Here is a 13,501-nt window from a genome sequence, read left to right as displayed (position 1 = left end):
TACGGAAATAAGTGTAGCACATTAGAGATGTTTATTTTTAACAAATTTGTTAATTTAACTGTCCAAAATCAGTCCTTAAACAGCGCTGCTTAAGCCTCTACCATCCCGCTTGGCTCATACGGATAATCGATCTGTTCCTTCACTTGGTCCGAAGCTTCCCGACCGGCGAGCATTTCGACCACATAGAGCCCCAGATCGATGGATGCCGATACCCCTCCGCCCGTGACGATATGTCCGTCCTTGACGATTCTGGCCCGGACCACTTCCTTGCAGTACGGTTCCAGCAGCTCATAAGCTTTCGGATGCGTGGTTGCTTTCCTGTTCTCCAGAAAACCCGCCGCCCCGAGCAAAAGCGAACCCGTGCACACCGAAATCACATGTTCGACTTCAATCGCCTGCCTAAGCCAGTCCACGAATTCGTTCCGGAACCTCAGCTTTCTCGTCCCGAGACCGCCCGGAACAAACAGCAGATCATATTGCGACAGGTCCGGTTTTATTTTGCCGGCACGGATCGTCAAGCCCTGCTCATCTTTTACCTCCGGCGCAAGCGCGCAAATATCCCATGTCGCTCCTTTCGTCTTGTCAAACAAGTGGAGCCGGTTGACGACATCGTAGAAGCCGATAAAATCCAGAAAGGTGATCCCGTCAAACACGATAAAAGCGATTTTCATCCCTTTACCTCCTTGCGGCTTGAAAGCTGTATGAGAACAGTCAACTGACTCGCCGTATTTATTATTTATCCTTGATATACAGAAGCGCAGCGTCGTTAGCAGATACAATCCATGTACTCACGTGATGCCGATTTAGTACGAAAGAAATCCGAATCCATTTATTATAGGCAGAATTATTTCTTCCAAAAAATTGTGCGGATGGCTATAAATCCCGCCATCTTTTAGCGTTACGCAGGTAAGGAAATTGGCCTGCCGGGCACGGAAGAACGCCCGTCTCATCGAAAGCTGTGCCGTTTCAGGATGAGGAAGAACGTGTCGGATCAGATGCCGGACGGTCCGCATTTTTGCGCCAAAGCTTGGCCGAGGTCCCGGATTAAGGAAGCCGAATCGTAGATCGAAATTCCGATATGCCGGATTTCTTCCTTCCCCTTCTCGTACACGCCCGAAATGGCGTCCTCCACCATGATCGCCTTGAAATCACGCTCGCTCGCCTCGTACATGCTCGTCCTGGGACAGTTCGGGAAATTGCAGCCCGTAAAAATAAGAGTATCGATGCCCCGCTCTTTCAGAAAGTCTTCCAATTTTGTGTTGTAAAAAGCTCCCCAGCGCGGCTTGTATAGAACCCACTCCCGCTCACCGATCGCCTGGATCTCTCCGCCGAGCAGCGCCTCGAACCGCAGTTCCTCTGCCTGGGCCGGTTTTATCGCATCCGCGAGATCCGCGCCCCTTGACCCCGGCGCAGCGACAGCCGCTCCGGCTTCGATCATTTCTTTGCGGCACAGATCCGCATTCGAGCCGTCGCGTTCGTAAATCCGGATTACGTGAATAACCGGAATGCCGCTGGTCCGGCACTGCTCGAGGATCCGGCTCATCACGGGCAGCACCTCATTCGTACCTGGAATCTCGGCCGGAGCCCCGGGCAGGCTGAAATCGTTCTGCGTGTCGATCGTCAATAACGCACATGCCGCTAAATTCGGCTGGACATACCTGCTCATTCCTGCTCATCTCCCTAATTTCCTCTGTAATGTTTGGCAGCTTGCCGGAAAGGACGGCAGCCCTTTCAAGGTCTTGAGCGCTCTTCTGTATAAATACGCCGGAACTGCTCCATCCGCCCTCATTTTCCACAATTATACATCCGCTTCCACCCTTCGTCTAATAAAAGCTCCCTTCGCTTACAGCTTTCGCATCAAGGCTTCCAGCGGCCCTCTCGAAAATTTTCGTTTCCACAGAAGACTCATCCCGACCGCAGCGGCAAAATAGCCGACAGAATACGCGACCGAAAACGGCAGGGAGCCGTTCTCCAGCACCCCCAGCGCCTCCAGAAGACCCAGGCCCGCAATGACGTGCAGCACATAGTGGCTCAGCGCCATTTGTCCGGTATGGACAAGCGCCGTCAGCGTCCGCTGCCCTGGCATCTTCTCCATCACACAGTTACAAAAAAGAATAACCAGCATGGCCGAACTGGCTGCGGAAACCATATACAGCAGATTGGGCGGCATCGGCTTCGTCTCAAAAAGATAGCGTGCCCCCTCGTCCCCGATGGAAGCAGCGCTCAGCTTCATCGCGAGTCCCGAGATCAGTTCGCTTCCGGCTAAAAGGATCAGGGAGGCGGTCATCCGCTTGAAACGCTTAGACGAATCGGTAAGATCCAGGCGTCCGATCAGCATGCCCGTCACAAAAAAAGCAAACCAGGGAAGCGCGGGGTGGAACCCGTTAAAGAACAGATTCCGGAAAAAACCGCCGGCACTCCAAAAATCCGTGTAAGCATGAAAAGAGGCGTCCCATCCCGCTCCGTAATCAAACAAGAGCTGCGCGCATTGCCCCGCCAATACGGCGGCAGCGGCCGTGCCCGCAAGAAAACGGCCGGATGAACGGATTAAGAACGATGCCGCAAACAAAAACAAGGCATAGTAGTGCAAAATATCCGCCGTCCATCCCGCTGCAAGCAGAAACAGGCCGAGTGCAAGCAAATAAACCGACCTTTTGCGGATGACGAGCTTTTGCTTCGCCAGCTCGGACTCATCACCTCGCCGGGCTTTGCGGGTCATAAGGGAAATGCCGATCCCCGCCAGCACGACAAAAACTGCGGAGGCTCTTCCTTCGAACAAGCCCGCAAATGCGGCCAGCCACGAGGGTCCGCTTCCGTCCGCCATCATAGCGATCTTGTAGTTCACCACGATCATTCCGAAGATGGATAAAGCCCGGGCTAAATCCAGTCCGGCAACTCGCGCCTCTTTTTTAACGACCGTCATAAAAAATCCTCCCGCAATTTTATTTTACCTACCGGTAAGTAAAATAATATCCAAAAAAAGACCGGTCTGCAACCGGACGTTTTTTTGGGGGCACGGCGGCCCTTTTCTTACTCGAAAAAAATCAGTCTGTTCCCGAACGGGTCGGTCACCGTGCATTCTGCTGTTTCCCAAGGCGTTCGTTCAATCCCCGGCCTGGCGTAGGGATAATTTTTGCCGGCCAGCGTCCTCTGCAAGTCTTCGACGCCGGAAACTCCGATGCGCAGCGCCGCTCCGGGACTGCAATCCCCGTGATGCTCACTGAGATGAAGAACGATTTCATCCCGGGAAATCTGCATGTACAAGGGCATGCCGGGCTCGAAACGATGCTCCCAATCCAGCGTGAACTCCAAAAACTCCACATAAAATTGTTTGGCCTTGTGTTCATCGAATATGCGCAAAATAGGGGTGATACCCGTTAAAGTCACTTTCGGCACCTCCGGAGATGTTAATCAGGGTTTGCTAATGGAGCTTCTTCTTTCTAATTTCAAACAACGGTTTCTTCCCCTTCTTCCCCCGGATCAGCTTACCCATGTCTTGATCATGGCGAAGTACTCCCGGATCATATTGACCGGTTTGAGATGCGCCGGTGACGGGCTCGAAAGTCCGTACGCTTCGTAGCCTTCCCGTTTCGCCAGCAGCTTGGCCCGGTACATGTGATAGTCGCTTGTGACAATGAGGATTTTCCGGTCCGTGACGCCTTTTTCTTTCAAAACGGCTTTGGTAAACCGCAAATTCTCGCTGGTGCTTGTCGATCTGCTTTCGAGAAAAATCCGGTTCTCCGCAATCCCTTTCTTCACGAGGTAGTCCCTCATAGCCACCGCTTCCGGCACATTCTCGCCCGGGCCTTGACCGCCCGATACGACCACGCTGACGTCCTTCTTCCCGGAGACGTAAGGAAGCGCCGCATCCAGCCTCTGCTGAAGCGTGAGCGACAGCTCGTATCCTTTCAGCCCCGACCCCAAAATAACGACGGTGTCCACTCCCGATGATTCGGCTTCGTCGGCGCCCATTTGCGAGAGCACGAACGATTCCACGGCGACGAAAGAAAGGCCGATCAGCAGCGAACCCGCCCACAGCGTTTTCCGGAGCCTGACATGCTTTTTAAAATCAATTCTCCTGACGATCAGGAGAAGGACGACTGCGGCGCAAAAAAGCAGCATCCCGAACCGTCCTCTAAACAAAAAAGGAGAGCTCAACAATGTGAGCACCAGCAGCACGTCCGCGGCTTTCGCTTTTCTGATTCCAGACCACCTTTTCATGTCTCGATTCTCCTCAATCTTCCCCGCCGATAAAAAACGGAATGGGACTGGTCATCTTCATTCTTCTGAATACGATAAGCAGGTAAAAATGGCCCTGGCTGTGATGGCAGCTTGCAGCCGCAGACGCACTTTTAATCGGGCATTGCCTTTTTTCCGAGCTTATGCCCGGCCAGCACGACAGGCAGCAAAAGCAGCCCCAGCGGGGCGCAGGTCAGCAAATCATGCCAGGTTGCGACTCCGTCCCGAAGCAGCCTGTAAAACAAATAAACCGAATAAGGCAGGGTGACCGCAACAGCGGTGACTACGCCGGGTGTGTAGGATCGCAGCAGAACCGTCTGTCCCAGATGGGTAAACACGTGCACGAACAGAAGCGCATTGAACCCGATAAACAAGGCCCAGATTCCCCTCTCGGCAGCCAAATACGTAACGGGGATAAAAAGGATAAATTCAACAAACACGGCCACGGCAAACTGCGAAGATTTCACGTTGGACATGTCTCGGAACAATTTTTGTCCCGGTTCCGGAACTTTCCGCCGCAGTCTCGCATAGTTCCTCTTCATCCACGACTCCACAAAAATGATTTCTTCGAAATCGTGAATCATAAACGCCGCCAGGAACAGCCAGACGACCGCGTTAAGCGATACATAATCGTCGATGAGCATATAATGCCGTCTCCCTAATTTTTAAACCGGTCCCCGCGTCAGCCGGAAGTGCAGTCACCTTTTTCCGGCTCCATATGGAGGCTGCGGTTTCCGTTCGAGTCTGTGCGCCCTAATCTTTGATGCCCCGGTATTTCGCGGTACGAAGTTCCTTGATATAAGCTTCCAGCGCAGGCATCCCTGACTTCACGGCCAGACTGACGGAGCGTTCGATGTCGTAAGGAACCCGGACGAACCGGATTTCGAGCGGGGCAGGCGTCCGGGACCCGAAGCTTCCCTCCAGAATGACATAAGAAGCCTGGGTCAGATCGAGCGGATTTCCTACGCTTCCGGCATTGAACAGCACTTTGCCGTACAAATGCTGAAGGTACGCGTTGTGAATATCGCCGTAGCCGGCGATATCGGCCGGAATCGGCTCCCGGCATTTATCGGAGGATTCGAAAAGGGAAAGCCGCTTCTCCAGTTCGTCCCACGGCTGCACGCGTTCGTACAGGCTGCGGGGCGAAGCATGGAACAGCCGGACGTATTTGCCGCTCATATAAAATTCGAGCGAAAAAGGCAGCCCCGCCAAATACTCCAGCCGTTCTCTCCCGAGCACGTTCTGATGCCACTTCAGGTCCTCGATCTCCGTTTCCCGGGAGATGAAATCGTCCCAGTTGCCGCTGACGACCTCCTCGCAATGCTCGCGGATCAGATCGACCGCCCGGTCGGAATCCGGTCCTTTGCCTATGAGATCGCCCAGGCAAAAAATTCTCGTGACGTCTTTGCGCCGGATGTCCTCCAGCACGGCTTCCAGAGCCGGTATATTTCCATGAATGTCTGACAGGATCGCTATTTTGTCCACACGTTTGTCCTCCGTAAGTCCGGCAGGTTAACCTGCTCTCTGTATTGGGTTGTATCTACTTTCGATCCGCCCGAGGCGGCTTCCTTCTTTTCCCTCCCAAACAATCTTCCACTCCTTAGACGAACTATACGAAAAAAAGACTGCAATGATCGCTCATCGCAGTCTCTTCCTTTAAGCTTTTTCAAACAAGGCCGTACTGATTTTGAACACCGCTTTGCGAATCGGGGAAGCGGCTTCCCCGCCTTCGCTTCTTAAGCCGGGCCGGTGGATATCCTCCGGGAAGAAAACCGCATACATCCCGGGAGTCAGCCGGAGACGTTCTTCTTCCGCGGCGGGCTCGAACAAGGTGTAATCCCCCTCCGGACTGTGCTCCGTTACGGCGCTCTTTCCGTTATCCACCGACCATCCGACAGTCTCCGCCCCTTCCAGAAGGAAATGAACGTCGATATAGCGTTCGTGCTTCTCCGCTTTTGCTTCCGCGGGATCTTTGGCTTCCAGCTCCATAATCGTAAAGAAAATATCCTCTCCCCTGACCGGATGCTTGCCGTTCTCCAGTTCACGGAACGGAATTTTTTCCAGGCGGTCCAGGACATCCGCCAGCGCGGGATGCGCAAACTTGCGGTCCTGCTTCCAGTTGTTGAGGCTTCCCAGTATCATTTTGTTCTCGCACCTTCGCTTATCAAATTCCGTGCACGGCTCCCCGCGCACAGTCTGGCTCCGCATGGCGGGTACACCGCCGACCGCGGTCCGGTTTACTTGGACGTGTGGGCGATAATTTCGTTCGCTTTGCGGGCCCAATCGTCCAGCGCCTGCTGCGCTGTTTTCTTCTTCGTAAAAGCCGCCTGCAGCTCCGGATAGAAAGCGCTCCGGGTTTCCGGGTAGCCCGGCACGGACAGCCCGATGTTGCCTGCGTATTTGAACAGGCTGATGGTTTTGTTCTGCAGCGTGCCTTCGGCATAGTTCGAAGCCATGGATTTGCGGGCGCCGATGACCGACTCCGCCTTGGCCATCTTGGCCATATTCTCCGGCGTGTTCATATACTTGACGAATTCTTTCGCCCACTTCATCTTCGTTTCGTTCTTCGTGTTCCATGCCCAGGTTCCATACCCGAACAGAACGGTGTTGGAGCTTTGGCCGTCGAGAGACGGATAAGGCACGAGATCGACCTCGAACTTCTTGGCGTTGCCTTCGGTAAACGCTTTATTCAGCACGGGCAGATTGCCGATGTTGCCGAACATCATGCCGAGCTTGCCCTGAACGAACATATCGCTGAATTCGGTGCTTGCCTTGAGGCCGGCCGCTCCGGGAGGCACAACGCCTTCGTCGATCATCTTCGTCATGAATTCGACGCCTTTGGCGCCCTCCGGCGAGTTGAGAACCGCCTTGCTGTTGTCTTCGTTCCACGATTTCGCGCCGAATCCCCACAGGAAGGAATGGTTGCCCTGGTCTCCGCCCGTATCCCCGGCATAAAGGCCGTAGCCGTATACCTGCTTGGCGGGGTCGGTCACCGCTTTGGCCGCTTTCATAAACTGATCGTACGTCCACGGCTGCATGTTTTGCGGCAGCAGGTCGAGCGCGCCCTTTTCCTTGAACAGATCCTTGTTCACCAGGAGCCCGATCGCTACCGTGCTGTTCGGATAGATATACGCTTTTCCGTCGACGGAGACGCTTTGCAGCGTCTTTTCTTCAAAATCCGCCTTGTCGATAATATCGTCGAGCGGCACGAGCAGCCCTTTTTTCGCATAGGAGAGCGGCCAGAAAAAGGAGCCCTGCTGGATGTCCGGAATTTCGTTCGTGTTGGCCGCAATCGAAATCCGTTCGTTGATTTTGTCGTCCGGCGTGCGGACCATATTGATCTTGACGTTCGGGTTCGCTTCTTCGAAACCTTTCTTGATCTCCTCGTAGGCGGCCTGCACGTCACCGCGGGTGTCCACCCACCAGGTCAGCTCGACTTTTTCTTTGGACCCGCCGGCGCCACCGCCTGACGAGCCTTGGGCGCCGGAGCTGTCCCCGGACTTGGCGCAGCCGGCGGCTGCAGTGACGACAAGCGCGGACGTGAGCAGAGTAAGCGCTAACTTTTTCAAAATTATTCCCCCATATGTTCATAATGATTGATGCAGAATTCATTCATCCGCGTGACGGTCACGCGCAGGAGCTTAAAAGCCTTGCGCCAGGCGGAGGAAGGCGGTCAGCCTTTCACCCCGCCCAGCGTAATTCCTTTAACGAAATAGCCTTGGAAGAGGACGAACACCGCGAGCACCGGTACGAACCCGATCGTGGCGGCCGCCATCTGCATGCCATAGTTCGCGACATATTCCGAAACGAGTGTGGCGATGCCGACGTTCATGGTCATTTTGGTGTTGTCGCTGAGCATGATGAGCTGCCACAAATAGTCGTTCCAGGCGTAGGTGAAGGCGAAAATCGCCAAGGCCCCGATGGCCGGCTTCACAATCGGCAGAAACAGCCGGAAGAAGATGCCGAGCTCCGAGCAGCCGTCGATCCGCCCCGCCTCTAGCAGCTCCGTCGGAACGGAATCGCTGAACTGCTTCATCATGAAGACGGCGAACGGGATCGTCAGCACCGGCAGGATAACGCTGAGCAGGTTGTTGACGAGGCCCAGATCGCGCATCATCGTAAAGAGCGGAACGAGCGTAATCTGCCGCGGAATGAACATCGCGATAAGAATGACGGTAAACACGATCCCGGCGCCCTTGAATTTGCGCTTGGTCAGCGCGTAGCCCGCCATCGAAGCGACCAGGCAGACGCCGACGGTCGAAACGACCGAGATGATCACGCTGTTGGAGAGCCAGTAGAACACGGAGCCGTCTTCGAACAGGCTTTTGAAATTGACCAGCGTCGGAGAGGTCGGGAACCAGTCCGGCGGAATTTTTACCGTAGACGACTGGTTTTTAAAAGCGCCCGTGACCATCCAGTACAGCGGGAACAGGAACACGGCGGCCAGTGCATAAAGCAGGATATTCGATAGGAGCTTGTACGCCCAGTAAACGGATTTTGCCATAACGGTCCTCCCTTTCTTAAAAATCCACGTCGGACTTCATCAGCTTGAACTGTGCGATAGCCACGACCGAGATGAGCGCCGTAATGACGATTCCCATCGCGGAAGCCAGTCCCAGCTGCCCGTATACGAAAGCCGTGTCGTACAGCAGGTACATGATCGTCGACGTCGCGTAATTCGGACCGCCGCCCGTCAGCATCTGGACCACAACGAACGTCTGGAACGCCCAGATCGTCGACATGACGATGATATACAGCGAGGTCGGCTTGAGCAGCGGCATCGTGATGTGCCAGAACTTCCGGAACGAGGAAGCGCCGTCCAAATCGGCCGCCTCGTAATAGTCCGGCGAAATGTTCCCCAGCGCGGCCAGGATCAGAATGATCGGCTGCCCGACGTTAAAGGTAACGACGACGAAAATGAGCGCGAGAAGCGCGAACCTCTCGTCCGACAGCCACATGACCGGCTGCATGCCGAACAGCGACAGCGTGTAGTTGGCAATCCCGTTCACCGGGCTGTAAATCCAGGCCCAAATGAGCGAAAGGATGACCTGCGACGTAATAACGGGCAAATAAAACGCGCCCCTGAAAAAAGAAGCCAGATGCTTATGCTTGCCGTAAATCGTGACCGCGGCGAATACAGCGAACAGAAATGTCAGCGGCACCGTGCCGAGGACGAAGCCGAACGTATTGGCGATCGAGCGCAGAAACACGCTGTCGGTAAAAAGCTTCGTGTAATTCTCCATGCCGATCCATGTCTGCTTGCCGAGCCCGTAATCGAAAAAGCTGAGATAGAACGCTTTTATAATGGGATAAATCTCGAATAAGACGAACAAGATCGCGTACGGCGCGATAAAAAAGAGACCCCAGAAATTGCCCTTCAGCGAGCGGGCCGAGCGAATCGTTTTAGCTGCCAAGACCACCCCTCCATTCCCCATGATTGCGTTTACATCTTTGATTATAGAAGGGTCCGGCTTGCGCCGACAGGAACGCTTCCCTTTAAATTGTTCACTCTGTTACGGACTTTGCCGCACTGTTCACTCTTCTACGGAAAATGTTCATTTTATTAAGAAAAAAGAACCCCGGTTACGTTGCCGTCACGAGGGCGCAAGCCTGATCAGACAGTCCGGGGCATTCCGCCGCACAAGTATTTCGAGCGGTACTGCTGGGGGCTTTCCCCTTTTATTTTTTTGAAAAGCCGCCCGAAGTAATTGAAATTCCCGAAGCCGACTTTCTCCGCGATCTGATACACCGGCAGTCTCGTTCCCGTAAGCAGCTCGGCAGCCTTCTCGATGCGGATCCCGTTCACATAGTCGGTAAAACCGACCTGCGTCTCTTTCTTGAACAGGGAGCTTAAATAATTCTCGCTCATCGCGACCATGGATGCCGCCTGCCGGAGCGACAATTCTTCCGCATAGTGGACATTCACGTACCCGATCAACTGCCGGATTTCGTCGCGGAAGCTGCCCGGCACGACAATTTTCCCCTGCCCGCAGCCGTAGTCGACCAACTGCCCGAACCAGTCCCTGGCCTCGGATAGATGACGGAAACCCAGCACCTGCTTGTACAGGGGCAGCTCCCGCTCAAGCGGCTCCAGCATTCCGGCATGATGCGGCTCCAGCGCTTGCTGGATCGTATGCAGGAGCCGGAGACACCACGGCATGAACTGTTCGACAGGACCCGCCCACTCCTGAATCCGGTCGAACAGCAGATGCAGAAGATCCTTCGCTCCGGCCGCATGCATCTGCCTGACGGCTGTCCGCAGCTGCAGCTCGTCTTCCGGCGCAAGAAGGGGCGCTCCCTCCCGCTGAATACCCCGGGGCGTATACACATGTATGCCGGGCCGGGAATCGTAGAAGCTCCGCTCCAGGGAAGCCGCCGCTTCCCGGTAAGCGCCTGCAAGCCCCGCCCGGCCGCTGAACGCTCCGCTGACGCCGCCGGCGACGGACAGGTTCAGGAACCGCCGTGAAGCCGCAGCGAGTTCCTCACCCAGGCGCCGCGCCTCTTCCGCGGAGCCGTCGTCCGGACCCGAGGCGGGGATCAGCAGCGCGATGTCGCCGGTGCCGGCCGGCTGGAACATCGTCCGGACCCGGCCGCCGAACTGGAGCCGGACGAAGTGAGCCAGCCGGTCGTGCAGCGCCGCGGAAGCGCCGGTCGCCGGCTCCGGGCGGACGGCAAGCAGCCGCAGCGGGCCGGCGAACAGGTCCGGCTGCTGCGGGGCGGCGGCCGCGGGCCGCGGGCCGGGCGAGGCCGATCCGCCGGCGGCACTGGCGGCGGGCGGAGCCTCTTCGGCCGGGCTGCCGGGTGCCGCTGCACCGCTAGAGCCGGCCGCAAGCCGCCCGCTCCGGCCTGCACCGGCCGCGCCGCCCCGCACCGCCGGAGCTCCTGCCGGCGCGCCGCCGCTTGCCGCCGCATCGCCGGCGTCGGTCGCGGACAGCTCCCCGCGAGTCGCGCCGGGAGCGATCTCCGCCGCTGCCAAATCCAGCAGCGGGAGCACGCCCGGGATACCGGCGCCGCTGCCCGTACCGTCTCCGGCCGGATTGTCCCGCCGAAGCCGAACCCCGGCGCCCGAATCTTCCTCCGGACCCCGGGCGCCCTGACCAGCCTTTATTTTCGCGGCTATCCCGGCAAGCATGTCCACCAGCTCCTCCGGTTTCAGCGAAGCTTTAAGAATATAGTCCTCCACGCCCAGCTTCATCGCCTGCCGCACGTAGTCGTAATCGGTATGGCTGCTGAGCACGATCATATGAATGTGCGGATAGTCCCGCTTCACGTGCCCGATCAGCTCGATTCCGTTCATCCGGGGCATTACGATATCGGTAAGCACGATATCCGGCTTGACTTCTCCTATCAGAGCCAATGCTTCCTGACCGTCCTGGGCGTCGCCCGCATATGTGAATCCGTGCCGTTCCCAGTCGATCAGCGATTTGATCCCCAGGCGGACGAGAAATTCGTCGTCTACCAGCATAATTCTCATGTTCCGTCTCTCCTTTCTCCTGCCTGTCTGAGCGGAAGCTTAAGAGTGACCGTGGTCCCCACCCCCGCTTCGCTGTCTATCTCCAGCCCGTAATCGCCCCCGTAGTGCAGACGGATTCGCTCCTGGACGTTACGCAGCCCGATGCTCGGGGAGGAGCCGTCCGGGTCCGCCAGCTCCTCCCGCAGAGCTTCGAGCTTAAGCCCGCTCATACCGCAGCCGTTGTCCGTCACGGTAAGGATCATAAGGCCCCGCTCCCGCCTAACCTCCGTCCCGATCGTAATGACGCCCGGGCGGTCGAGAAGCTCGATGCCGTGGCGGATGCTGTTCTCGACCAAGGGCTGAAGCAGCAGCTTGATCATCTCCTGGTCCCCGCATTCCGGAGGCACCTCCATGTGCAGCGTCAGCTTTTCGGAAAAACGCAGCTTCATCAGGGTCACGTAATGGCCGATATAGTCCAGCTCTTCCTTCAGCGGGATCAGGGTTTCCCCTCTTCCTATACTCGCCTCCATCATGCTTCCAAGACTGGACAGCATCTCACCCACTTCCCGGTCATCGCGGATATAGGCCATCCATTTGATATTGTTGAGCGTGTTCAATATAAAATGCGGATTAATCTGCGCCTGCAAAGCCTGGAAGCGCATTTCCTCCTTCTTCCGGTATTCCTCCTTGAGCCGCCGGAGCAGCTCGCGGATTTGCGCGGACATGCCGTTATAGGTGGCGATCAGGGTCGAAATTTCGGCCGGACCCGCTTCATGCAGAGAGCTGTTGAAATCGTTTTTCGCGATTTCGCTCATTTTTTTGTTGAGCAGCTTTAGCGGCCGGGTAACCCGGTGGGTAACGGTAACGGCAAGAAGCATAAACACGAGCCCGATGCCGGCGACCGTAAGCCGGTTCGTCCGCCGAAGCTCATAAATTTCGCTGAATACCGTCTCATGGGGAATATATTGGACGAGCTTCCATCCCGTCAGGCCGACCGTCGCGTAACCCGCGATCCATTTTTTGTCCCCGATTTCCAAGATGAGCTGGCCTTTGGAGGACGTCTGAATCGTTTGAAGCGATTCGGGACGCAGCGAAATTTCCTCCATGCCGGGGGGAACCGAACTGGAAATAACACGGCCGGTCTGGTCCAGCAGTACGACCTCGCCTTCCAGCTTGGCCAGCATTTTCTGCAAATCGCTGTCCTTGACGCTGAGCAGCAGGGTACCGATATTCCGGTTGGCGTCGGTAACCGTTTTGACCAGCGTGAGCAGCCTGCTTTTGTCATAGTAGAGATAATGATCCCGGTCGTTCACCAGCCATTTGATTCCATAAGGCTCTTGGAGCGTTTGCCGGTACCAGTCGGACTGCAGATACGTTTCATACAAATCGGGCCCCACGTACTTCGTGCTCATCCAGCCGCCGTGCCTGTCCAGCAGGGTGACGTAAGTCTCGGTAAAAAAGGGCGTATGCAGCTTGTCCAGCACACTGTCGGTTATCCGCAGCTTATCGTAGTACGTCGTCGCTTCCGGCTGTTTCAGCATGGCGGTAATCCCGGGGTTCAGCGATAAATCCACGGCGGCTTTCAGCACGTCCTGAAAAAACAGCTCCAGATTGCCGTTGGCCTGATTGAGCGCTTCCTGGGCGGAATTGCCGATTTTGGTTTCGATTACGGTTTCCAGCGGCTTATCGATCCAATAGGAGCTGAGCAGAAGAGGAAAAATCAGAACGAGCGCGATCACGAGCAAAAACTGATTATGAAGGGAATTCCACTTCTGCAGCAGCCTTGATGTTTTTTTCATGGGAACCCCC

13 protein-coding genes are annotated in these 13,501 nt (G+C 56.0%); all 13 read right to left on the bottom strand.

The window, feature by feature from the left end; all coding sequences use genetic code 11:
- Positions 1-89: 89 nt before the first annotated feature.
- A complete protein-coding gene (locus C4S74_RS00660; protein WP_103993451.1) occupies positions 90-671 on the bottom strand; it encodes a DJ-1/PfpI family protein in 582 nt (193 codons plus the stop codon).
- A 320-nt stretch (positions 672-991) separates the two neighbouring features.
- A complete protein-coding gene (locus tag C4S74_RS00655; RefSeq protein WP_258042340.1) occupies positions 992-1,666 on the bottom strand; it encodes a cysteine hydrolase family protein in 675 nt (224 codons plus the stop codon).
- A 177-nt stretch (positions 1,667-1,843) separates the two neighbouring features.
- The gene (locus tag C4S74_RS00650; protein WP_103993450.1) at positions 1,844-2,923 is read right to left on the bottom strand and encodes a DUF418 domain-containing protein; all 1,080 of its coding nucleotides are present in this window, start codon (positions 2,921-2,923) and stop codon (positions 1,844-1,846) included.
- A 107-nt stretch (positions 2,924-3,030) separates the two neighbouring features.
- Positions 3,031-3,387 carry a glyoxalase superfamily protein gene (locus tag C4S74_RS00645; RefSeq protein ID WP_103993449.1) on the bottom strand — a complete coding sequence of 119 codons (357 nt, stop codon included), beginning with the start codon at positions 3,385-3,387 and terminating at the stop codon, positions 3,031-3,033.
- A 93-nt stretch (positions 3,388-3,480) separates the two neighbouring features.
- On the bottom strand, positions 3,481-4,221 hold the full coding sequence (locus C4S74_RS00640) for a YdcF family protein (protein WP_103993448.1): 741 nt from the start codon (positions 4,219-4,221) through the stop codon (positions 3,481-3,483).
- A gap of 131 nt (positions 4,222-4,352) precedes the next feature.
- Positions 4,353-4,883, bottom strand: coding sequence for an HXXEE domain-containing protein (locus C4S74_RS00635; RefSeq protein WP_103993447.1), 531 nt, complete (start codon positions 4,881-4,883; stop codon positions 4,353-4,355).
- Between the two features lie 109 nt (positions 4,884-4,992).
- Entirely contained in the window at positions 4,993-5,724 is a 732-nt protein-coding gene (locus C4S74_RS00630) for a metallophosphoesterase (protein WP_103993446.1), read from the bottom strand.
- A 171-nt stretch (positions 5,725-5,895) separates the two neighbouring features.
- Positions 5,896-6,381, bottom strand: coding sequence for a YhcH/YjgK/YiaL family protein (locus C4S74_RS00625; protein ID WP_181024280.1), 486 nt, complete (start codon positions 6,379-6,381; stop codon positions 5,896-5,898).
- A 95-nt stretch (positions 6,382-6,476) separates the two neighbouring features.
- The gene (locus C4S74_RS00620; protein WP_181024279.1) at positions 6,477-7,808 is read right to left on the bottom strand and encodes a sugar ABC transporter substrate-binding protein; all 1,332 of its coding nucleotides are present in this window, start codon (positions 7,806-7,808) and stop codon (positions 6,477-6,479) included.
- Positions 7,809-7,912: 104 nt separating this feature from the next.
- Positions 7,913-8,743: a carbohydrate ABC transporter permease gene (locus C4S74_RS00615; protein ID WP_103993443.1), complete on the bottom strand. Its 831-nt coding sequence runs from the start codon at positions 8,741-8,743 to the stop codon at positions 7,913-7,915.
- Positions 8,744-8,759: 16 nt separating this feature from the next.
- Positions 8,760-9,653, bottom strand: a complete 894-nt coding sequence (locus C4S74_RS00610; protein ID WP_181024278.1) for a carbohydrate ABC transporter permease — start codon at positions 9,651-9,653, stop codon at positions 8,760-8,762.
- Positions 9,654-9,853: 200 nt separating this feature from the next.
- Positions 9,854-11,713: a response regulator gene (locus C4S74_RS00605; RefSeq protein ID WP_103993441.1), complete on the bottom strand. Its 1,860-nt coding sequence runs from the start codon at positions 11,711-11,713 to the stop codon at positions 9,854-9,856.
- Positions 11,710-13,491: a sensor histidine kinase gene (locus tag C4S74_RS00600; protein WP_103993440.1), complete on the bottom strand. Its 1,782-nt coding sequence runs from the start codon at positions 13,489-13,491 to the stop codon at positions 11,710-11,712. The genes C4S74_RS00605 and C4S74_RS00600 overlap by 4 nt, the downstream gene beginning before the upstream one ends.
- Between the last annotated feature and the right edge of the window lie 10 nt (positions 13,492-13,501).

The sequence above is a fragment of the Paenibacillus sp. UNC499MF genome (assembly GCF_900107975.1).
Lineage (GTDB): Bacteria > Bacillota > Bacilli > Paenibacillales > NBRC-103111 > Paenibacillus_F.
This window is presented reverse-complemented; position numbering and strand designations above follow the sequence as displayed.

Coding starts and splice junctions, on each gene's coding strand:
- C4S74_RS00660 (WP_103993451.1), bottom strand. CDS start 671: ATGAAAATCGCTTTTATCGTGTTTGACGGGATCACCTTTCTGGATTTT.
- C4S74_RS00655 (WP_258042340.1), bottom strand. CDS start 1,666: ATGAGCAGGTATGTCCAGCCGAATTTAGCGGCATGTGCGTTATTGACG.
- C4S74_RS00650 (WP_103993450.1), bottom strand. CDS start 2,923: ATGACGGTCGTTAAAAAAGAGGCGCGAGTTGCCGGACTGGATTTAGCC.
- C4S74_RS00640 (WP_103993448.1), bottom strand. CDS start 4,221: ATGAAAAGGTGGTCTGGAATCAGAAAAGCGAAAGCCGCGGACGTGCTG.
- C4S74_RS00635 (WP_103993447.1), bottom strand. CDS start 4,883: ATGCTCATCGACGATTATGTATCGCTTAACGCGGTCGTCTGGCTGTTC.
- C4S74_RS00625 (WP_181024280.1), bottom strand. CDS start 6,381: ATGATACTGGGAAGCCTCAACAACTGGAAGCAGGACCGCAAGTTTGCG.
- C4S74_RS00615 (WP_103993443.1), bottom strand. CDS start 8,743: ATGGCAAAATCCGTTTACTGGGCGTACAAGCTCCTATCGAATATCCTG.
- C4S74_RS00605 (WP_103993441.1), bottom strand. CDS start 11,713: ATGAGAATTATGCTGGTAGACGACGAATTTCTCGTCCGCCTGGGGATC.
- C4S74_RS00600 (WP_103993440.1), bottom strand. CDS start 13,491: ATGAAAAAAACATCAAGGCTGCTGCAGAAGTGGAATTCCCTTCATAAT.